Here is a 21,435-nt window from a genome sequence, read left to right as displayed (position 1 = left end):
TATCTTATTCCCCACCCTCCTCCTTCAATATCCTTTCTAGTGTCCATCTCAGGGCCCTAATGATCTCCCTGAGCCTCTCATCGCTCCTATAATTCTTAATGATTACACTGACCACATTATCCCCATCAAGCTTAATCTCATAGCTAAAGGCCTCCTCACGTCTTAATTGGCCGTCCTTGACCAACTTGTCATCCTCCTGCTTAAAGCCCTCGAGTATCTTATCCCTAAAGAACCTCCTAAATGCCGTATTATCCTTATTGAATGGCTTTATCGGTTTAATACTCACACCGTTCTCGTAAACCTCTACGGTACCCAGTAATTCATTACCAATCCTAGATCTAATCTCCCTTGTCTCCACCAACTTGCCTAGGTCCTGTGGTCTACTCACGAGTTCAGTGGCTGGTACTATTGATTGAGACTTTATTATGTCATCAAGGACGCTCTTAACTTCATTCAGTAAATTAAGCTCCTCCTGAAGCTCCTTAATCCTACTATCCAGCCTATCCCTAAGCTCAAGCAACCTCTTTACATCTATTGTATTATCCACGGTTAAGAATTAATAAGCCCAGTTAATAAAGCTACTCGTGAACAAAAGAACGATAGTACTCTCAATGGGTAATCTAAACCTAGATATTTACGTTAAGACCGATGCTATACCAAGACCCGATGAGTCGGTTGACGCATATGAGACCTATATGGGTGGTGGAGGCTCTGCTGCTAATTTCTCCGTTGCAGTGGCAAGGCTTGGGCTTGGCTCTAGGTTCCTTGGGTCCGTGGGTAATGACCAATTCGGCGACATGCTGATTAAGGAATTGGAATCCGAGAATGTTGATACAAAGTTCATAAAGCGCATTAGCCATGAAAAGACTGGAACAGTGATTGTGATTGTGGGTCTCGATGGCTCTAAACGAATGATTAGGTATTCAGGGGCTAACCTGGGATTAACACCCAACGATATTACTAATGATGCCATGAATGGTGTATCACACGTCCACGTGGCCCTCGGTAGAACCGAGATTATCGAGGTAGCAAAGCGCATTGCCAAATCCATGGGGCTAACCGTCTCTGTTGATGGAGGTACACCGTTGGCTAAAAAGGGGCTTGATGTGATTAAGGATATAATGAACGATGTTGATATTTGGTTCATGAACAGCTTTGAGGCCAGGGAACTAGGTCATTCAGAAAATGTTGTTAAGGCCGCCGAGAATATAGTGAGTAGGGTTAGGGTTAGGGAGTTAATAGTTACGCTTGGTCCCCGCGGGGCATTGTTGCTTAGAGATGGTGAGGTTAAATATTCAGATGCGTTTAAGGTTCCTCCAATAGATACGACCGGTGCTGGTGACACATTTGCTGCGGCTTACACTGTTGCTTCCGTACTAGACCTGGACCCAATAGATAAACTTGTTTTTGCTAATGCAACCGCATCACTTAAGGTTACTAAGAGGGGGGCTAGGTCGTCACCTAAGTTAAATGAAGTACTTGATTTCCTGAATTCTCTTGGTTATGCTAAGTTGGCCAGTGAAATATTGACTCGACTTGGGTAGTTCTAATTTAGTAATGGAAAAAACTTATATATGTAAGGTGTATATTGGGTATTAAGAGCTAGGGGATTACCGTGTCCAAGGCTAATGTCCAGGTTAAGGTTAAGTACTGTGATGGTACCTGGTGTAACTTCCAATACTTCAGGTGCGCCAAGAAGGCTTTGAAGATCGTTAGGCAGGGTAATAAGGTAGTAACTCAATGTACATTATTTGGAGGACCTTGCATTGGGTATAAGTGCCAGTACGCAGTCTGTGAGGCTCATGCAATGGCACCTGATGGCAGGTGTTTGCTTGACCTTAGGAATATGGAGAGTAAGGAGAGGGATATTATTGAGGAGGCTAAGAAGCTCGATAAGCAAGCCTCGGTAATTAATAGGCATTTAAAGAAGCTTGGCCTTAAGGACTACATGTAGGTCTACAATGTTAAAAATAATTATCTTAACTGCAGGTTTAGGGGAGAGATTAAGACCACTCACTTACTTGGTTCCTAAGCCATACTTACCACTTCGTGATGGATTAATAATTGAGCATATACTGAGTTGGATTAAATCACAGGATTTGCATTATGATGACCTCATCATAGTGACAGCATACATGACGGATAAGATACTTTCGTTATTGGGTAATGCCATGCGCAATATTAGATTTGTTACAGCAGACCAATTACTTGGTACTGCTGGGCAGTTATGGTACGTGAGAGAATTAGTTAATGATGATGATGATGTTATCATAATAAATGGCGATGTATTAACTGATGCATCTCTTATAAAAGCCCTTGAATACCATAAGTCAAATAATGCAGATATAACGATAATCTCAATAAATTATAAGCTAACTGCTAGGTATGGAGTACTTGATATTGGTCCTAATGGCGAGTTCAGAGGATGGCTTGAGAAACCCACCATTACATTACCAATAGTCACTGGCATATACATATTGAGAGGTTCATTGATTAAAAGATTGAATAAAGAAAGGCTCGACATGAATAAGTACATCGAGACTTTACGGCAGATGGGCTTGAAAATAATTGTTTATTTAATGGATGGTAATTATATAGACCTTGGAGTGCCTCAGGATTATTTGAATTCATTAGTAACATGACCATGGATCGTTAGATCATTGAACGCAACATATTTAAGCAATTAAAATACAGGGATTATTAATAATGTCTAGGGCTGTTTGTCCAGGACTTGAAAGGACAGCGAGCGGGTACGTATGTACATATGCACAGAGACCAATTAACCCATTCCAGTGGTACTGCTTTGGTGATTATTTTGAGTGCCCAATATACGTACAATACACAAAGACCAAGGGCGCGCAGGTCAAAGCCGAGACCAAGCCTTCACAAACTGTTCAACCGCTACAACAGCAGACCCAGCAACAGTCACAGCAACAAGTAGTTACGATCCCCGTCACCGCAACAACCACGCGTGTTGAGTCCATGGGAGATGCTGAGGATGAGTTAATTAAGAACAGTGAATCAATAATATCTAAGTTTGAAGGAAGTGCTAAGACTCTTAATGATAAGTGGAAGGATTATGAAGGCTCTGTACAATCAACTAGACAGAATTGGGAGACTGAGAAGGCAAAGCTTAAGAGGTATATGGTTATTCTTGAGAGGATTCGTAATAAGTATAGCGAGGATCTTAAGGAGGTAGAACTTAGGAGAGGTATGGGCTTGATAAACGATGAAACCTATAATAAACTTAAGGATAATATTCAGAAGAAACTTGATAGGATTAGTGATAAGCTTAAGGAATTGAATGCTAGGTACCAAGAAGTTGAAACAACAATAAACCAGCACTATAAGAGGTTGTTAATGACCACAGTAACGCCTGAGATCAGTAAGCTTAAGCTCTCCCTAGCGAAGCTTGAGGAGATGTATAGGGATGGTAAGATCAGTAAGGAGGTTTATGAGAAGCTGAAGGCCGAGATTGAGGGGGTGATATCATGAGCGAAGATATGCTGAAAATATACGAGGAACTACTTAAGCAAATCAATAGGACCTATGATGACTACACCGAACAAATAAAGCGTTTAAACAGCATGTGGTCTGACTATAAGACTGCCGTTGGTAGTGTTAAGAGAAATTGGGATGTTGATAATATATTACTAGCACTTAGGATTAATGAGCTTAAGGCTAGTATTGACTCAATACGCGAGGAACTCGACATGCTTAAGGTTAAGAAGGAACTTGGGCTCATTGACGATGAGGAGTACTCAAAATCATCTGCAGAACTAACAGACACACTAACAAAGTTAACCAATATGTATGAAGATGTTAAGTCCAAGATTGATGAGATTGATAGGGGTATTAAGGAACACTGGTTTAGGTCAATGGACGTCACAACACTAACCACTGACCAGGTTGATAGCATGATAAAGGAGCTTGAGGATAGTAGGGCTAAGGGTGAAATACCCGATGATGTGTACACTAGAGTCAAGGCTGACCTAGAACTTGTAAAAAGAGTTGTTCAAGCATTAGCGCTGATAAAGACCGAGTCTAAGGCCTAACCGAAGTAAATATATTACGGAAATAATTTTAAATCATGCATTATTAGTTGTTGAATTAATTCTGTGGATTTTAACGGCCTCCCTATATGACCTTATAATGCCGTATACTCCAATTATACCCACTACTGAGATAACAAGTAGAAAGCCTATATCTATTGCATTGAGGTTCGGTATTGGTATTCCAGTACTTATTGCCCATGCATCAATCTGTGGTAGGAAGATTATCAATAGGCCAACCAGGGCGAACACAATACCACCATAATAAAGCGTAATACCTGCCGTCTTCCTACCCACGTATTTAACCTCCTCCTCAGTGAATTTTTTAGCCCTTAATAATCCACCAAAGAATGCGCCTAGTATTATTTGCATTAACATGGTGCCTATTCCAAACATTAAACCAGGTAGTGGTGCGTACCATATGTTCGGCATCTCTGGGGCGAGTACGAACGTTATTATTGAAGCGTAAGCGCCAAATCCAAAACCTGCTATTAATCCGTGGATAATAGTCATCTTTATTGGGACCTCCTTAGGATGCGCCTCATGAAGTGGTATTCTTCTGGCTTCATTTGTATGGTGTTGATGACCGCCCAGCAATACATCAATCGGTATGTGTATGTACTTACCTCTCAATATGTATGAACCAGCTATGGCCATAACCAGGCCAACCATGAAGTAAACCGGCCCATCAAGGTTATACTTCATGTAAAAGTAGGCAAGTCCTATATAACCTAGCGTAGTTAACAAGGCCCTCTGTATCGTGAAACCTAGCGAGAATAGGAAACCTGCCCTCATACCTCCCTTTGTACTATACTCACCAACTGCGTAGCTGAAGGTAATTGGCCATGTATGTTCATCGGGTGTTATTCCATGAAGCATCCCTAGAAATAGAGATACTATTAATATTTCAGTCACAGTTAATTGTCCCGATGGATGAAGTAGGAAGTTTAGGTTAAATGCCCCAAGTCCAAGTAATACTGCCACAGTTGTTAGTAATGCCAGGTTGCTTATCATTGTTAAGCCAATTCGTGAGATCATATTCATTAGGGCTACCCTAAAGTTAGGATTAATAAACCTTTCTTGGACAGTTAGTTTTATAAATTTGATATCGGATTTGCTATCGAATTAGAGCATGATTGAAGATAGATTAATTAATGATTCCCAGGATAAAGAAGTAGGAATGAGAAGCTTATTTATGTATATGAGAAATGAGAAGACAAGAGTTGCATTATCTTCATTACTAGCGTCAGTGCTAATAACCGCGATGAACATCACTGCGTGGTTGCTTACGAATTCCCTAGCCGTTCTTGCTGAGGTAATGCATACATTCCTGGATATCTTAGTGACGACAATAACACTAGTCGCAGTTAGTGTTGGTTCTAAGCCACCTGATAGGGAGCATCCTTTTGGTCATGGTAAGGCCGAGAGCATTGGCGGACTCTTTGGTTCCTTATTCATAATCGTGACCGGTATACTCATTGGTTATGAGAGCGCTGAGCGCATAATAATGAGGACGCCGTTTAGCCCTGACGTTATTGCAATAATTGTTATGGCAATAGCAATAGTTATTGATGCGAATAGGTCGAGGGTATTAAGGAGAACAGCAACTAAGTGGAATAGTAGGGCCCTTGAGGCCGATTCCTATCATTTCCTGAGTGACGTCGCTATTGAGGTTTCCGTTGTTGCCCTTATGATCACCGGTTTATTAATGGAGAGACTAAGCATTGGCTTATTCGATAGATGGGGTACCTTGCTTGATGCCATGGTTGCCTTTGGAATAGTCATTTACTTCTCAGTAATCGGTGTACGTATAATGAGGACCTCAATTGATGAGCTAATGGATAGAACATCTGAGGACCTCACTAGGAGGGTCGCCAATATTATTAAGTCTGTGCCTGGCGTTATATCTGTAAAGAATGTTAGGGCTAGGAGGACAGGTTCCATGGCTCATATAGAGGTAACAATAGGTGTCTCCGATCACTTAAGTATTTCTGAGGCCCATGATATTGCTGATAATGTAGAATCCGCCATAAAACATGAAATTGATTCATCAATTGTTATGGTTCATGTAGAACCTGAGCTTCGTGAAAAGGTGGAAAAGGTGCTTGCCAGTATTAGGGATCCATTAATCATTAATATTCATGAACTAAATATAATAGATTCTCCAAATAATGATATCATAGTTAGTATGCACGTAGTTGTTAAAAGCAATACTAAGTTAAGTGATATTAGTAAGGTCATAAGCGAAATAGAGAGTAAGATAAGGCAGGTAATACCCAATGCCAAGGTTTGGATACACTTAGAACCTGATAAGAAGATCATTAACATCGATGAAGTAAAGAGGGTGGCTGAAAATATTAGTTCTAAGTATGGTGGGCGTGTGGGTGATATTCGTATTATCAATATTGAAGGCGTAAACATTATGCAGATACTTGTGTATTTGCCGCAAAGCATGAGCATTGTTGAGGCACATGATGTTGCCACTGAAATAGAGGGAGAAATAGCCAAGATCTATAGTATGCCCCACCATGTTACTGTTTCGGTGCTGCCTGATACCAAAGCCTTATAACCCATTAGTTCCATAATGGATGCGATCAATAGTGCGTAAAGAATTAGTATTCACGTTTAATAACATGGATGAGGCATTAATGTTCATAGAGATGATTACGAATAAGATTAAGAGTAAGGAGATACTTATTCGTTATGATACTGGTAGTGGAATTAGGGTTTGGGTTTCAATACAGGGTGAGCCTCATGAGATCGAGCTCTATATCACGGAGATTAAGAGACTATATAATGATATTAAGTTAATGAGGGGTAAATTTGGTGTTCGTACTTACGATATATCCTTCATACTCAGTAAGGCAAGGCTTAGTGCTGCCATACCCATTGACCTAATAATTGATTTACTCCATATTAAGGGTATAAATGCGGAGCTTGAGGGTTCTAGGATAAAGGTTGTGGGTAATGTTAAGCTTGAGGATTTAATTAGTACTGCCGAGGGAATCTCCAGGATTTATAATGAAATGATTGATATGGAAATATCAGCACAGGCAAAGAGAGTAATTGCACTTTACTCAATGTTGTTAAATAAGGATGTTAAGGACAGTATTAAGGAGTTACTTAATAATGGGTTATTATCTAAGTATGGAGACACAGAAATGCTTGTACTATCAATGGACTATAAACATGCCTTATCCAAACTCCAGGAAATGATAGAGAATGAGAGAAACACAAATTAAGGGTCTTATTTAATACTGGCATTACATAATGAGCGGTAATGAGTATTTCGAGGTTAAGGAACTGACTAAGCAAATAATTCAGCAGTACGTGATGAATCAATATCCCTGGGGAATAATAACAAGGCCATTAACACCAGTAGCATTAATGATATTATCAATAACATACATAATAACAATAACGACACTTATACTAAGCTTCATACAAATAGTAGTATTAGTGAGATATAGCATGGCGAGTTTAAGGTATGTTAAGGCCTATAGAAGGAACAATTTAAGTATCAAAAATATACCAGTGCACAAATTACCCTTTGTATCCATATTAATACCTATAAAGAACGAGAACGTATTAACAATAAAAAGAAACCTAGAGAACATAGCATCACTTAATTATCCCAGGGAATTACTTGAAGTGCTATACATAAGTGATGACCCTGAATATTACGTAAATGGGCTCACTAAGATAATAGGCTCTATGATGCATAAGTTGGGCGTAAACGCTAGGATAATACGTAGGGTAAATAATACTGGTTATAAGGGCGGTGCCCTAAATTATGGGATTAAGCATGCTAAAGGTGATGTTATTGCTGTGTTTGATGTTGATACAATAATGCCTAGTGATTACTTAATGAAGGCTGTGAATGCGTTATTGAACGGTTATGATGCGATCACTGCTGTGTGGAAGGGTTATTACACGGTTGATAATGTTATTTCAAGGCTTTTGAAGTTCATGTATGACGTTTACAATGAAGTTTTCATAAGAGGTAGGTTCCTTAGTGGTGGTTTCCCAGCCATAACCGGTAATAACTTAGTGATCTGGAGAAAGGTATTATATTCTGTTAACGGCTTTTGCGAATGCACTGGTGAGGATCTTGATCTTAGTATAAAGTTGAGGTCGAGAGGGTATAAAGTTGGGCTAATAGATTCTGATGTTTACTGTGAGGTACCATATACATACCCATCATTTAAGAAACAATTTAGCAGGTGGTTATTTAATAGTATATGGAATATGAAACATAACCTGAGTTTACTAATTACGTCTAATAAGACCACATTTTGGGAGAAGATTGATGGCTTGCTTTGGATGCTACAGTTTCCAAGCATGTCCTTTGCTGCATTATCAATTTTAGTAACAGTAATACTCTCAATAATAGGCGTTTTGGTACCACCAATATCAATACTATTTCTCGAGGCCATAAACGCAATCATCGTAATACCGCTAACCATAATCCTAATACTAATTAGTAGGCGTGTAGGTTATGGAATGTGGGACTTCATAACAAATGCCGTAAGGTCGGTACTACTTACGATACTTATGTCATTCCCAATGCTTGCATACTCAATAGAGTCATTATTAATTGATGAGTGGGAGTGGGTACCAACACCTAAGGGACAGTTAACCCATAGTTATTCCTTCCTAAAGGATTTAATTCATGAGCTATTGATTATTCTAGTACTTATTGCAGTGATGATTACTCTGGTATTAAGTAACCAGGTATTAACAACACTATACATAGCAAGTATATTGGCTATTCTCCTATACGGGTTTAAGCTAATAATACCGCACAGGTACTAGTGAAAATCACAATAAGGTATATGAAATAAAGGGTTCTAGCATTATCTCAATAGCATGGGCAATACGTATGATGCTATTATAGTTGGTGCTGGTCCTGCCGGTTCTATGGCTGCTTACGTAGCAGCAAGACTTGGATTAAGGGTATTAGTTATTGATAGATTTCGTTTTCCAAGAATGAAACCCTGTGGTGGCGGATTAACTCAGAAATCTGTAATTTTATTGAGGAGTTTCGGTATTGACTTAAACAGTGTCATTAGGAATACATGTAATAGAGTGGTTATTATTAATAATGCAGGTTCCTTCATCATTACCGACAATGAACCAATAATAAGTGTAGTTTCCAGAGATGAATTCGATAATTATCTATTATCCAATGCCCTAGAGAAGGGTGCTGATTACGTTAATGATAGAATAATTGGGATTAATAATGGTAATGATTACGTTAGTGTTACGGGTATGAATAATTCATACATCGGCAAATACGTAATTGCAGCAGATGGTGTTAATTCCATAATTGCCAAGAGCCTTGGTAATAATATACGGAGAAATAACGCAATGGCGTTCATGACAATAGCACGTGGGAGCTACCATAATGATTTATGTATTATAGATATGACAAGAATGAAATGGGGTTATTCATGGGTATTTCCAAGAGGTGATAATGAATATGATGTTGGTATTGGCTCAATACGTTGGGCTAATTATAAAACCCAACTCATTAAGTACGTACATGATATAGGACTAAGAGAAGGTGCAGTACTTGGCCATCCCATCCCAATTAAGCCTCGTGAGAATATAATCTCCAAACGCATAGCCTTAATTGGTGATGCAGGTGGATTTGCCGACCCAACTACAGGCGAGGGCATTTTCTATGCCATGTATAGCGGTGCATTAGCAGCACTAGCACTAAGGTATTCAAGTAACCCTGCAGAATTTGCAAATAATTATTTGGGAAGTATCGAACCATTAATTAAGAACCTATCATTGGCTTATTACTTATCGTTAGGCGCTTATGGAGTTGATCATTTAGTAATGGGAAGACTAGGAATAAGTGCATTTTCCATGTCAAATACTAAGAAATTGATCAAGAGAATAATGAGGGGAAATATATGGTATTATCGAGTACCAGCATCCATTATTAAATTCTCCTTAATAAATGGCCCGAAAATAATACTTAGAAAGACATTACACGGATAATTTTAATAAAAACCCTTTATAGGGGGAATTTCACTCCTCCGATTCTTCCTCAAATTCCTCGGTTCCGGCCTCCTCAGCACTTTCCTGAGACGTCTCAGCTCCTTCCTGTGTTATCTCAGCTACAGCATACGATCTACCTACCCTAGTTATCTTAACCTTAACCTTATCCCCCGGTTTTGTATTAGGCACAAAGATCACGAAACCCTTCACCCTAGCTATACCATCGCCTCTCTTAGATGTCTCCACTATGCTTACCTCTATTACATCACCAACATTTACTGGCTTAGGACCTCTTGGACCTCTACCCCTACCTCTTTGGAAACTTCTCCTTCTTGGTCTCTCGGACTCGGACGTAGTAACCGCCTTACAACACTAATGGGGAAAACCCCTTTATAAATCATTCTGATACAATAATATTTAAATCACTCCCAAGTATAAGAACGCGTGTGATGACCACCTCTGATTAGGATTCATGACTGAGCCAAGCCCCAGACTGAGTAATTAGTAATGAATAATTAAGGTAAGAAACAGTGTTAAACTGCGCGTATGGATACTACGAGGAAACATCAATAATACTGAGCGAGCCACCATCAATTAGCACCATGTGGGGCTTTGTACCATTATATGGACCGGCTCTCGAAGTGAATATTGTTAAGACCTTATTTCCATGGTTCCACTTGTAGCCTTGTGGTGTATATTCATGTCCTCGAATCACCATCTTTAATCCACTATTATTAAGGAAATTCTCTGTTAATACAGGCCCGAATACGTATGTTCCTGGGCCTCTAATAATGTTTTGTTCGTAATACTTAACATCATCAGATGGATCATTCCATAACAGTTGAAATGTTATTTCATTACTAGGTATTTCATCAGGCTTTGGAAGCTTGGCGATACTATCAATACTCACGTTATTTATCGGTAAACCCCCATGAACTAGGAAGTACTTATCATTGAGAACTGCTGAGATTGGCATTTGTGAGAATACGTCCTTTAGCCTATCATAAATGGAATCGCCATCCCTAGGGCCAAACTTCCTTAGTAATTCCATGTAGAAGCCGTATTCATAATTAGTCAATGGCGATTCATGATTACCCCTTAATAGTATAGCCCTATGTTCAAGGAACAACTTTAATGCGAGGTATAGCGTCTCGATCTGGTGCTCGCCTCTATCTACATAATCTCCAAGCATTATGTATGTCCATTTATCTGGTGAGAACCTATCCATTACTCGTAATAATGTATCAAAATCGCCATGTAGATCACCAATAATTATGGCTTTACTCGTCGTAATCCTAAGTAACGACTCATGGGTACTGAATTCATCATATATTCTATTAAGATTTTCCTTAAGGAATTCCTTAATTACTAAAGGGTCCACGTATTAACATGAGTAATTATAAATTTAAATAAGTTATACCTGAATTCTAAGGAGGCCTTCATTAACGTAATTATGGCTAAAATCAGTTGATAAGTTTTTAAATTTTAATTTCAATCATTAATAAAATGAATGCGCTTGAGATATTGGTAAGGATTAAGAAGATAGTTGGGGATATGGTTAAGGAGGCCTTCATAGTTAAGGCCATTAGAGAGAGTTCAATAATGTCATTAAGCACTGAGGATGTAATTAGCCTATATCCATATAATGCCTATGATTACCGAGTCGACGGGAAAAACCTGGATTATATAATTATGGAGGATTCAGTGGCACTCCTTGCTGACTTGGCAAAGATAAATAATTGGTCAATCGATAATATTAAATACGCGGAATTCAATGACTGCATATCAATAAGTGTTAATGAGGGTATACTCTCGGTGACTTGTAAGGATAAATCGATACGAGATGGCGAGAGGATAGCATATATTGATAAAACGTTAATGAGGAAGTATGGCATTGATATTAAGGTTAAGAATATCAATGGTGAAATGTTAATACCATTAGAGAAGATGTTTGAGAACCCAACAAGCATAGTTGTGGAGAGCCTAATAGCACTTCCTGTATACTTCGTAATAAATCCAACGCACCTAGGACTCGACATTATTGCGGATAGCTATATATACCTATTAACCAAGGGCTTGAATAGGGTGCCTACGAATACCGACGCTGCTGAGTACCTTATAAGTAATAATAAATTGAATGATAACTATATCAAGGCTTATGTATTAAAGGAAGACATTGAAACCTTAAGGGAGTATTTCGATATCAAGACTGATGAGAAAGGTGGCATGATTGAGTATTCAATAAATGGTGAACACGCACTCACATCATCAGTAATCCAGGGAAGCATTAATCCGGATCTCCTTAAAATATCCTGGATTGACCCAGAAATATTTAAGATTAATGGCATTGGTATAAATCTAATTGACCTAGGAAGCACAAACATACTTGATTGCTCTGAAATCCTTATCGAGAGAATGAAGGAGGAATTTCGTGGGATACTATAACACAACACTATTACTATCATTAAGAACCTTATCAACCACTGAATTCTCATTATTACCCCACTTCCTGAAATTCCTCAGAACCATGCCTGGAGTCTTCACAATGGGTTTAACATAACTAATACCTATTTTTTGGGCGAACATCTTTATGTCGTCATCACGATACTCAATAGCTATCCTTGACGCATTACGTAGAAACCTTACTAATGGCTCAAGTAATTCTAACTCATTACCAACAAGCAAGGGTATCGTTAATGTGACGACTACCGTACCGTTAAAATCCAGGATCTTGTTAATGAATCCCTGGGCAATCCTAGGTACTGTGAATGCTGCATCAATATCATCAATAAGTAAGACCCTCGCATTTAGGTCATTATGGCAATCAACAAGTTTTATGGACCTAAGGCCAAGCTCATTATAGGCATTTACATAGGTTACAGGTATTCCTAACTTCCTTAACCTATTCATTATTGCTAATAATGCGGTGGTTTTACCACTGCCAGTCTCACCCATTATGATCAATTTCTTCTCATTACTCATTACCCTACCTACGGCCCAATTAATGACCTCCTTAATAGACGAACCAACGAGAGAATCTTCATCAACTTTCCCACAATTAATTACGTAATCATACATCAATTATCATTAAATCTACGAAATAAAATTACCATATACTTACAATAATTGATAATGCGTAGAAAATACGTAAGTAATATTGCTAGAGAACGAGGAACTAGGTTTTTAAGTACCGTGAACTCTCTATACGTGTCATTCATAGAATACAATGGCGTATTCTATAGGCTTCTACATCCAAGACCCACAATCCTACTGATTACGTTATGCCCAGGTGATAGGGTGAATATAATGCCCGCCAGCTGGAATTTACCAATATCAGAGGAACCGCCAACAATTGGGGTGACTGTTTATAGGGAGACATTCACGTATCAATGCCTTAATTACCACCCTGAGGCCACGATTAATGTGCCAAGCATTAAGCATATTGACTTAATTTATCAACTTGGTTCCGTCTCAGGTAGGGACGTGGATAAGATAAGAGAATTTAAGGTACAGTTAATACCGAGTGATATCGTTAAGGCACCGACCTGGAGGGATGCGATTGCCGCGTATGAGGTGAGGGTTATGAATAGGCTAGATGTTGGTGAAAGTACGCTCTTTGTCTTTGAAGTATTGAAAGTTAAAGTGAAAACTGGAATTGCTGATGAGTGGAGCATAGACTTCAGTAAGACAAACATACCACTCCATGGGGCTGGCAGGGTATTCCATAGGGTTGATCCAAGGAAGGTGTTTGCCAAGAAATCCCTTAAATAAAATGGCATTAACGTTATAGCGAATGTCACTTAAAATTGCGGTTGTTGGGTGTAGAGGATTTGGCAAGATTCACTTAAATGCACTATCAAAACTTCGTGATAAGTATGGGCTGGAGGTTTACGTGTTTAGTAGGGCTGAGGAGTACGCGAGGGATTGCCATAGGGAGTATGACACCAGCGGCTACTTCATGAGGTATAGCGATGTATTGAGGTCTGACGTAGACATAATAGACCTTGTGGTTAGTCATGACGCCCACATGCCCATGAGCATAGCGGCTCTCGAGGCTGGTAAGCACGTGATGCTTGAGAAGCCGATAGCAAGGACGATCGAGGAGGCAGTAGGTATAATTAATGTTGCTAGGTCCAGTGGTAGGAAATTCATGGTTCTTGAGAATCATTATTTCGATCCGTCAGTATGGAAGGCCAAGGAACTTATGGGTAAGTTAGGTAAGATCTCGATGATTATTGTTAGGAAGCTTCAGTTTAATTCACCGGGTGGTTGGAGGAGAATTAGGAGATTGATGGGTGGTGGTGCGCTTATTGACGGTGGTATTCACTATATTGATACCTTACTCAACCTTGGTGGTGATTATACCGGGGTTAAGTCAATATGCACATGCGGCTTTGCCGGGCTTGAGGGTGAAGACACCAGCGTATCAATATTTAAGTTTAAAAATGGTGCTGTGGGGACCTTGCTTTATTCCTGGTCATCGCCGGGTGGTGATAGGGCACCCGCTTTCGAGGTTTATGGTGAACGTGGCTTCATAATGGAGGACCCAGATAGTCGTGTTCCTGGTAAGCCATACGGTGATTTAGTAATTAGTATTGATGAGAAGCGGGAGAAGGTCATTGTTGAGAAGGTAAATGTGATTGAGAGGGAGATTGAGCTCTTCATACAGTCAGTCATTAATAATGCCGACGTCCCAATGCCCCCTGAAATTGCACTACGTGATTTGAGAGCAGTATTGGATGCGTATAAGGACTGCGGAGAATTAGGTGTGAGTTCTCAGCCAGTTTAGTACGTCCTCATAAACCACATTCCTACTCAACTCATTTAGTATTTCGTGGTACATCCCATCATAGATCTTCATAGCCTTATCACTAACCCTCAACCTACTGAATACCTCCTGGGTGGCCCTTGGTGGTACCACCCTATCCTCACCACCATGCATCATCATTATGGGTACCGATATGTTATCGATATACTTCCAAACGTTCCTTGATGCCCTGACAAGCTCATACAGAATCCTGACAGTTGGCTTTTTAAAGACGAGGGGGTCACTTACGTATTCCTCAACGACCTTCTTATCATGAGTCAGGAACTCAGGGTTTATCGGTAGGTTTAGTCTATACCTTGGTGATAACGCATTGAGTAGTGATAGCATGAACCAGGAACCAGCGCTAACATTGACTATTGCAGCGGCTCCGCTTGTCACCGCTGCGCGAATTCCCTTACCAATCCTACCTAAGTAGTGAAGCACTATTAAGCCACCCATTGAATGCCCAAGTAGGAATGCCGAGTTGAAGCCCGTCCTCTTGAGCATTAACTCTATGAATTCCTCCAGGTCATTTAGGAATAGGTCGAAGTTATCCACGTAACCAAGGTCCTTGGGACTTGCCGTTAATCCATGACCCCTCAGGTCCTGCATGCACAGTGAGTACCCATTGCTTGATAGGTAATTACCGAAGTCATTATACCTACTGCTGTGCTCTGCGAAGCCGTGAACCCCAATCACGAGACCCAGCGGTTTATCCGCTAACCAACACCTATAATACGCATTAATGCCCGTGCTCAGTGAAATCCTATCCTCAATCCTCTGAGTCATGAATATAGCCTATATTACCTGCTTTTAAGTTTACGAAATACATAAACTACTTACCTCAATAGGCATTCTATAAATCCATGAATAGTATCCTCAGAAATCCTCTTAACCAATGAGTCGATGCTTACAAACCTGCTCATCATCTGAAGTAACCTGCCCAGGCCTGCAGTGGCGTCCCAATCAATTCGAGAATCATTACCTGACCCACTAATCCTTATAGTCAATAATATACTTATTGCGCTACCCGCGGCCCTACCATCAACCCTATACCTAACCTCGTTACCTGACTGATTAATTAATTCAATGGTTGCGTCCGTGGTTATCCTCCTCAACTCGGCAATGGGGACTTCATTACCCAGGTCAACCCTAAACCTGGCCTTAACTCTATCCTTACTAAGCACCTCATAATTAATGATGTTAGGTATACAGGTTATTGCCCTAGGCAAATCAGTTATGAAGTTTAGGACTTCATTTGGTGACTTACTTACTGTAAATGAACCACTATAATGTAACTCGCTCGACATCAGGACCACCCAATCAATAACCTACTCCTATGGGCAATGTGTTGGAGTATTAACGATAATGACGCTATTAAGCCCCTCTCCTCATCAACGCTTCCCCTAAATGACTTGATAATTGAAACTACCTCCTGATCCAAATCCTTAATATCAATGCTTAAGTTGGATCCAAACAATGTGTAATCCCTAGTTCTTGATGCCTTATTAATACCCAGTACCCTGGAAACCTCGTCAGCAAGTTTCTCACCAACCAACCTACCCGTTGTGAACTTACCACCGATGACCGAGACAAGGTTCCCTGGCTTATCATGCCTCACAACCATGAAGTCCCTGGTGGCCTCCCTCCCAGTAGCCCCAGGTATACTTATTAACGGCCTAACAGATGCATAGGCCCTAACAATGGGTTCCCTCGTTAATGCAGGAACCATTTGAGAACCCTCTGACGTTAGAAAATCAATGTCATCCTTAGCTATTGTTAGGTTGTCTGGATCCTCTATGATTACTGCCGTGGTTCCCATAATCGATACCGAACCATACGGCACTAGTATGTCACCATCTGATGGAGGTCTCATCCTATTAATGACCCTCCTCGTCAATCTATGCCTATAAACCACCATAACGCCCATCGTGGGCATTATATCAACGTTTATACCAGCCATACCAGCAATACGCCCAGCCCAGGGACCAGCCGCATTAACAAAAACCCTTGCATCAACATGCTTAACATCACCCTTAACATTATCCTTAACCCTCACATTCGTTATCTCATTACCGTTAATATCGAAGCCCACGACCTCAGCACCCTGAATTATCAATGTACCTTCAATGTACGCCGATATAGCCGCACTCATTAGTAATTCCCTCGCATAGACTACCTTATCAGGAACCTCAATCACCGCCTTAACCTCAGGGTTCAGGTTAGGCTCCTCCCTAATCGCTTCCTTAACGTCAACAATCTTATAATCAATATTAGCCCTCCTCAAACCACTGATGAATTCGTCCTGGAAATCCAGGTCATCATTAGTAATTGCCACGAAGTAACCACCAGCATCATCAACCACGTGAGGCGCTATCCTGGCAATGACCCTATTCTCCTCCGCACACTCAACCGCAGACTTAGGATCAGTAACCACGTACCTAGCACCACTATGTAGTAAACCATGCATCCTACCCGACGTCCCACCACCAATGACCCCCCTCTCAAGCAACACCACCTTAAGTCCCCTAAGGGCTAAGTCCAACGCCGTGAATACACCATTAACTCCACCACCGATTACGGCTACATCAAACTCCATTGTTAAATCACCTTACCAACTCTAACAACGCGCAAAATCCTGTCCGGGTAATTACTCGTAATATCATCGACACCCATATTAACGAGACGCCTTGCCTCCTCCTCATCATTCACAGTCCAGGCGCCAACCTTTAGACCAAGCCTATGCGCTAACTCAATACCCTTCTCATCAATTAAGTCATGAGATGCATGTAGCCATTGTGCATTTAATTTCCTAGCAATGTCAATGAACCAGGTAATCCTACCAATAAATATTATACCAATCTCTATGTCCTTATCAATAGACCTAACATTGTTTAAGGCATCAAAGTCAAAGGAAATAACCTGGGCATCCACACCATACTTCCTAATTAACTCAACGACCTTCCTCTCAATGCCAGGGTAATAATCACTACCACGCTTAATCTCAACCTTATACTTAACCCTCCTACCAAACTCCCTAAATACCTCCTCAAGTGTTGGAATAGTAACACCACGCCACTTACCACCAAACCTGGCACTGGCGTCGAGCTTCTTAATCTCAGCCAAGGTTAAGTCCTTAACATAACCACTTCCATTTGTCGTCCTATCAACCGTGAAGTCATGAATGACAACAACCTCTCCATCCCTAGTCATGTGAATATCGAGCTCAACACCATCAACGCCCATGTCAATGGCCATCCTAAACGAGGACAATGTATTCTCAGGTGCATAACCCATGGCGCCCCTATGCCCAAAGACTAAAACCATAGTCTTTCGTTTTAACCTAAGTAATTATAGCAATTAAACATTACTAGTGTCTCTCGATACTTGGAATTTCAAGCCTCGGATGTAAACTCGGCGCCCTAGTCCTAGCTATTGCTATTAATTCAAGAGGAATACCCTTAGTTTCTGGCGTAAAAAATATCGTGAAAATAAACGCAATAAATGTAATAGCAAATAGGAATTCAAAGAATGTTAACTTACCAATGGCTAATGCAATGTATGGAAATTCAAAGGCACTTAGGAATGATACGAACCTAGTTATTGCCGTGGCAGAACCCATAGATGTTGACCTTAATTTTGTTGGGAATAGCTCAATTGCATAAAGCCCCATCGTATTTCCTGGGCCTAGATTACCAATACCATACCACAGTATAAGCCCTGTGACACCAATAACTAATGCTAATAATGCAAACGCGCTCTGCCAAATGGCAGCTAAGGCAACGAATAACATGCCAAGGGCTGAGCCGCCGAACCCTATCAACTGTAACCTCCTTCTACCCCAAACGTCATTTAGAAACGCTGCACCCAGGGCGCCTAAGAAGCCGGGTACGTATAACAATGACGAAAGAAGTATAGCTAGTGCCCCCTTAAATCCTAGCATTGCAAGTATTGCGGGTGAGTATAGCCCAAATCCGTAGGAACCAATATCATATAGTATCCATTGTGTCCACACAATGGCCGTTCTCTTAGCAAAATCACCCCTGAATAGCCAGCGCCAATCACCTGGTCTTACCTGGTCCATTAATTTCCTCTCAATTTCTATTAATTTACTCAATTCCTCCTCAGTTAAGCCGGTAACTACAGAAAGTCTCTTTGCCTCTGTAACAGCATCCTCAGTACCCTGTACAGCGACTCTCCATCTCGAAGACTCAGGCATGCTAGCCCTTAGCACTACAGTAATTAGTGCTGGTATGGCGCCAAGGCCAAGAGCCCAGCGCCACCCAATAATGGGGTTCCAAATATAGAGATAATACCCGATTAAGAAAGAAACCAGCGCTCCAATACTCCAGAAGGACCAAACCCAGCCATAGCCCATACCCCTCCTACCCGTTGGATACATCTCAGTAGCGTACACAGGACTCAGTGAATAATCAGCACCAACGCCCCAACCAACAAAGAATCTAAAAATAATTAATTGAATTATATCATTAGCAATCGCACTAAGTATGGCAAATATTACGAAAAACAACAAATCCCAGACATATAAGTACCTACGACCGAGTCTATCAGAATAATGACCGAAAATTATTGCACCAACCATAGCACCCAACAACGCCGCACCACTCACAAAACCCAGTTCCAGGCTCGTGTAATGCCAGAACTTAAACTGAAGAAGGGCATAAGTGAAGACGCTGATCACGCTAAGATCATAACCATCTAAAAAATAACCCATTGCCGATAAAACCGTATATGTACTTCTTTTAGGTAATCCCTGACTATTCATACGGAAAAAATTAATAAACATTATTTTTAAATGTTATCTTTATTCATTTAATTTATTATAACTTCTCCTTAGGTTATCTTTACTATAAATAAAAATGACATAGCTATATAATTACCTTATATTTTATATTTTCTATCTATAATCCATAAGCCCATGGAACTTCCTTAGCCCAGCCCAGGGCTCTTTGTACGGCCGCCCTCCAGCCCCTGTACAACCGCTCTCTCGTTTCTATGTCCATCCTCGGCTTAAATACCCTGTCCAATTTCCAGTTCTTGGCAATTTCATCCAGGTTTTTCCAAAGACCAATCGCTAAACCCGCAAGGTAAGCTGCGCCCAGCGATGTTGTTTCGAAGATCACTGGTCTCCAGACTTCAATACCCGTTATGTCAGCTTGGAACTGCATTAGGAAGTTATTCCTAGCGGCACCGCCATCAACCTTAATCCTGGGTATTTTAATTCCCGTATCGCTCACCATGGCCTCAAGAACATCCCTGTTTAGGTACGCTATTGCCTCAAGGACAGCCCTGGCAATGTGCTTCCTCTCTGTACCACGTGTAATGCCTATTATAAGCCCACGGGCATGTTGGTCCCAATACGGCGCACCAAGTCCCGTGAATGCTGGTACAAAGTAAACGCCACCGGTATCGGGGGCTGAGACTGCCAATGGCTCTATCTCGTCAGAAACCTCTATTATCTTAAGACCATCCCTCAACCACTGTACGGCAGCTCCAGTGATGAATATACTACCCTCAAGTGCGTACTCTGCCTTGCCTTCTTCAATGGAGTAATAAACAGTGGTTAATAGATTTGCCCTAGATCTTACTGGTGTATCCCCAATATTCATTAGTATGAAGTTCCCAGTACCGTAAGTCGACTTAACCTCACCAACCTCAAAACCAACTTGGCCAAAGAGAGCTGCTTGTTGATCACCAGCATCGCCACAAACCGGAATATTCACGCCACCAAGTAGTTGAGAAACCTCAGGGCCCGTGTAACCGTATATCCTACTATCGCTTGATGGTCTTGGCAAGGGTAGTATGTCTCGAGGAATCTTACCCTCAATCTCAAGCAATTCATCATCCCAGTCAAGCTTATGGATGTTAAATATCATGGTCCTGGACGCATTACTATAGTCAGTAACATGTGCACCGCCTCTCTCGGGCGTTAGCACGTCCTTATTACTCCTAGTTAGGTTCCAAATTAACCAAGTATCGATGGTACCAAAGACCACCTCGCCTTTCCTGGCCCTGTCCCTAAGTCCAGGTACATTATCAAGGAGCCACCAAATCTTTGACCCGGAGAAATAAGCATCTGGAACGAGACCTGTCCTCTCCTGAATCACGCCCAGGTAATTCTGCTTTAAATAGTCAACCATAGATGATGTCCTTCTGTCCTGCCAGACAATGGCGTTGTAGACCGGCTGACCATTCCTTGGATCCCAAATAACCGTGGTCTCACGCTGATTAGTTACTCCAATAGCTGCTATTTCCCTTGGGTCAACCTTCGTGAACTCAAGGACCTCCTTAATCACTAACCTAGTCTTCTCCCAAATCTCCATCGGATTATGCTCAACCCAGGCAGGTTTTGGGTAAACCTGGGAATGCTCGTGGTATGCATAGCCTATTATTGAGCCATTGTGAGAAGTTAAGGCAGCCCTCGTACCAGTGGTCCCTTGATCAATAACCAATATAAACCTCTTCTCCTGCGTCATGACTTAATTAGTGATTCATGGTATTTAGGATTTACTGAATAGATACTATTTATTAATATTGGAATAA

22 protein-coding genes and 1 pseudogene are annotated in these 21,435 nt (G+C 40.9%); 12 read left to right on the top strand and 11 right to left on the bottom strand.

Annotation, left to right across the window (positions count from 1 at the left end):
- Positions 1–4: 4 nt before the first annotated feature.
- Positions 5–547 carry a hypothetical protein gene (locus tag ACP5L5_RS03350; protein ID WP_428761598.1) on the bottom strand — a complete coding sequence of 181 codons (543 nt, stop codon included), beginning with the start codon at positions 545–547 and terminating at the stop codon, positions 5–7.
- A gap of 64 nt (positions 548–611) precedes the next feature.
- Here ACP5L5_RS03350 and ACP5L5_RS03345 point away from each other — a divergent pair, with 64 nt between their 5' ends.
- The 5 genes from ACP5L5_RS03345 to ACP5L5_RS03325 all read left to right on the top strand — a co-directional run bounded on the left by ACP5L5_RS03345 (position 612) and on the right by ACP5L5_RS03325 (position 4,055).
- Positions 612–1,544, top strand: a complete 933-nt coding sequence (locus tag ACP5L5_RS03345; protein WP_428761760.1) for a carbohydrate kinase family protein — start codon at positions 612–614, stop codon at positions 1,542–1,544.
- A 71-nt stretch (positions 1,545–1,615) separates the two neighbouring features.
- Positions 1,616–1,954: a hypothetical protein gene (locus ACP5L5_RS03340; RefSeq protein WP_013603479.1), complete on the top strand. Its 339-nt coding sequence runs from the start codon at positions 1,616–1,618 to the stop codon at positions 1,952–1,954.
- Between the two features lie 7 nt (positions 1,955–1,961).
- Positions 1,962–2,642 (top strand): nucleotidyltransferase family protein, encoded by a 681-nt coding sequence (locus ACP5L5_RS03335; protein ID WP_428761596.1) that lies wholly within the window; start codon positions 1,962–1,964, stop codon positions 2,640–2,642.
- Positions 2,643–2,706: 64 nt separating this feature from the next.
- The gene (locus tag ACP5L5_RS03330; protein WP_428761595.1) at positions 2,707–3,495 is read left to right on the top strand and encodes a hypothetical protein; all 789 of its coding nucleotides are present in this window, start codon (positions 2,707–2,709) and stop codon (positions 3,493–3,495) included.
- On the top strand, positions 3,492–4,055 hold the full coding sequence (locus tag ACP5L5_RS03325) for a hypothetical protein (protein ID WP_428761594.1): 564 nt from the start codon (positions 3,492–3,494) through the stop codon (positions 4,053–4,055). Before ACP5L5_RS03330 ends, ACP5L5_RS03325 begins: the two co-directional genes overlap by 4 nt.
- 33 nt (positions 4,056–4,088) lie before the next feature.
- Here the strand turns inward: ACP5L5_RS03325 and ACP5L5_RS03320 are convergent, their stop codons facing one another.
- Positions 4,089–5,066 carry a hypothetical protein gene (locus ACP5L5_RS03320; RefSeq protein ID WP_428761758.1) on the bottom strand — a complete coding sequence of 326 codons (978 nt, stop codon included), beginning with the start codon at positions 5,064–5,066 and terminating at the stop codon, positions 4,089–4,091.
- A gap of 118 nt (positions 5,067–5,184) precedes the next feature.
- Between ACP5L5_RS03320 and ACP5L5_RS03315 the strand changes: the two genes are divergently transcribed.
- From ACP5L5_RS03315 to ACP5L5_RS03300, 4 genes are read left to right on the top strand one after another with little or no spacing between them, the layout of a single operon-like run.
- A complete protein-coding gene (locus ACP5L5_RS03315; protein WP_428761592.1) occupies positions 5,185–6,621 on the top strand; it encodes a cation diffusion facilitator family transporter in 1,437 nt (478 codons plus the stop codon).
- Between the two features lie 19 nt (positions 6,622–6,640).
- On the top strand, positions 6,641–7,294 hold the full coding sequence (locus tag ACP5L5_RS03310) for a DUF2067 family protein (RefSeq protein ID WP_428761590.1): 654 nt from the start codon (positions 6,641–6,643) through the stop codon (positions 7,292–7,294).
- Between the two features lie 28 nt (positions 7,295–7,322).
- Positions 7,323–8,867, top strand: coding sequence for a glycosyltransferase (locus ACP5L5_RS03305; RefSeq protein ID WP_428761589.1), 1,545 nt, complete (start codon positions 7,323–7,325; stop codon positions 8,865–8,867).
- 54 nt (positions 8,868–8,921) lie between these two features.
- Positions 8,922–10,064, top strand: a complete 1,143-nt coding sequence (locus tag ACP5L5_RS03300) for a geranylgeranyl reductase family protein (protein WP_428761587.1) — start codon at positions 8,922–8,924, stop codon at positions 10,062–10,064.
- 30 nt (positions 10,065–10,094) lie between these two features.
- On the opposite strand, the pseudogene ACP5L5_RS03295 reads toward ACP5L5_RS03300, so the two are convergent.
- Together ACP5L5_RS03295 and ACP5L5_RS03290 are read right to left on the bottom strand one after the other, a co-directional pair.
- A pseudogene (locus ACP5L5_RS03295) lies at positions 10,095–10,331 on the bottom strand (TRAM domain-containing protein); the annotation flags it as partial.
- Between the two features lie 286 nt (positions 10,332–10,617).
- On the bottom strand, positions 10,618–11,445 hold the full coding sequence (locus ACP5L5_RS03290; RefSeq protein WP_273304288.1) for a metallophosphoesterase: 828 nt from the start codon (positions 11,443–11,445) through the stop codon (positions 10,618–10,620).
- Between the two features lie 125 nt (positions 11,446–11,570).
- Between ACP5L5_RS03290 and ACP5L5_RS03285 the strand changes: the two genes are divergently transcribed.
- Positions 11,571–12,509 (top strand): hypothetical protein, encoded by a 939-nt coding sequence (locus tag ACP5L5_RS03285; protein ID WP_013603490.1) that lies wholly within the window; start codon positions 11,571–11,573, stop codon positions 12,507–12,509.
- Here ACP5L5_RS03285 and ACP5L5_RS03280 read toward each other — a convergent pair.
- The gene (locus ACP5L5_RS03280; protein WP_428761584.1) at positions 12,504–13,142 is read right to left on the bottom strand and encodes an ATP-binding protein; all 639 of its coding nucleotides are present in this window, start codon (positions 13,140–13,142) and stop codon (positions 12,504–12,506) included. The genes ACP5L5_RS03285 and ACP5L5_RS03280 overlap by 6 nt on opposite strands.
- Before the next feature lie 54 nt (positions 13,143–13,196).
- On the opposite strand from ACP5L5_RS03280, the gene ACP5L5_RS03275 reads away from it, so the two are divergent.
- Positions 13,197–13,835, top strand: coding sequence for a flavin reductase family protein (locus ACP5L5_RS03275; protein ID WP_428761582.1), 639 nt, complete (start codon positions 13,197–13,199; stop codon positions 13,833–13,835).
- Positions 13,836–13,857: 22 nt separating this feature from the next.
- Complete coding sequence (locus tag ACP5L5_RS03270; RefSeq protein WP_428761580.1) at positions 13,858–14,853, top strand: Gfo/Idh/MocA family protein; 996 nt, start codon at positions 13,858–13,860, stop codon at positions 14,851–14,853.
- Here ACP5L5_RS03270 and ACP5L5_RS03265 read toward each other — a convergent pair.
- From ACP5L5_RS03265 to glpK, 6 genes are all read right to left on the bottom strand, one after another.
- Complete coding sequence (locus ACP5L5_RS03265) at positions 14,827–15,660, bottom strand: alpha/beta hydrolase (protein ID WP_428761579.1); 834 nt, start codon at positions 15,658–15,660, stop codon at positions 14,827–14,829. The two genes, ACP5L5_RS03270 and ACP5L5_RS03265, sit on opposite strands and share 27 nt — an antisense overlap.
- Before the next feature lie 50 nt (positions 15,661–15,710).
- Positions 15,711–16,181 carry an SRPBCC domain-containing protein gene (locus ACP5L5_RS03260; protein ID WP_428761577.1) on the bottom strand — a complete coding sequence of 157 codons (471 nt, stop codon included), beginning with the start codon at positions 16,179–16,181 and terminating at the stop codon, positions 15,711–15,713.
- Complete coding sequence (locus ACP5L5_RS03255; RefSeq protein WP_428761575.1) at positions 16,181–17,470, bottom strand: FAD-dependent oxidoreductase; 1,290 nt, start codon at positions 17,468–17,470, stop codon at positions 16,181–16,183. Before ACP5L5_RS03255 ends, ACP5L5_RS03260 begins: the two co-directional genes overlap by 1 nt.
- A gap of 2 nt (positions 17,471–17,472) precedes the next feature.
- Complete coding sequence (locus tag ACP5L5_RS03250) at positions 17,473–18,198, bottom strand: glycerophosphodiester phosphodiesterase (protein ID WP_013603496.1); 726 nt, start codon at positions 18,196–18,198, stop codon at positions 17,473–17,475.
- A gap of 43 nt (positions 18,199–18,241) precedes the next feature.
- Positions 18,242–19,657, bottom strand: a complete 1,416-nt coding sequence (locus ACP5L5_RS03245) for an MFS transporter (protein WP_048056774.1) — start codon at positions 19,655–19,657, stop codon at positions 18,242–18,244.
- A 136-nt stretch (positions 19,658–19,793) separates the two neighbouring features.
- A complete protein-coding gene (gene glpK, locus ACP5L5_RS03240; protein ID WP_428761572.1) occupies positions 19,794–21,368 on the bottom strand; it encodes a glycerol kinase GlpK in 1,575 nt (524 codons plus the stop codon).
- Between the last annotated feature and the right edge of the window lie 67 nt (positions 21,369–21,435).

Origin of the sequence: Vulcanisaeta sp., from assembly GCF_049966235.1 — an archaeon.
GTDB lineage: Archaea > Thermoproteota > Thermoprotei > Thermoproteales > Thermocladiaceae > Vulcanisaeta > Vulcanisaeta moutnovskia.
This window is presented reverse-complemented; position numbering and strand designations above follow the sequence as displayed.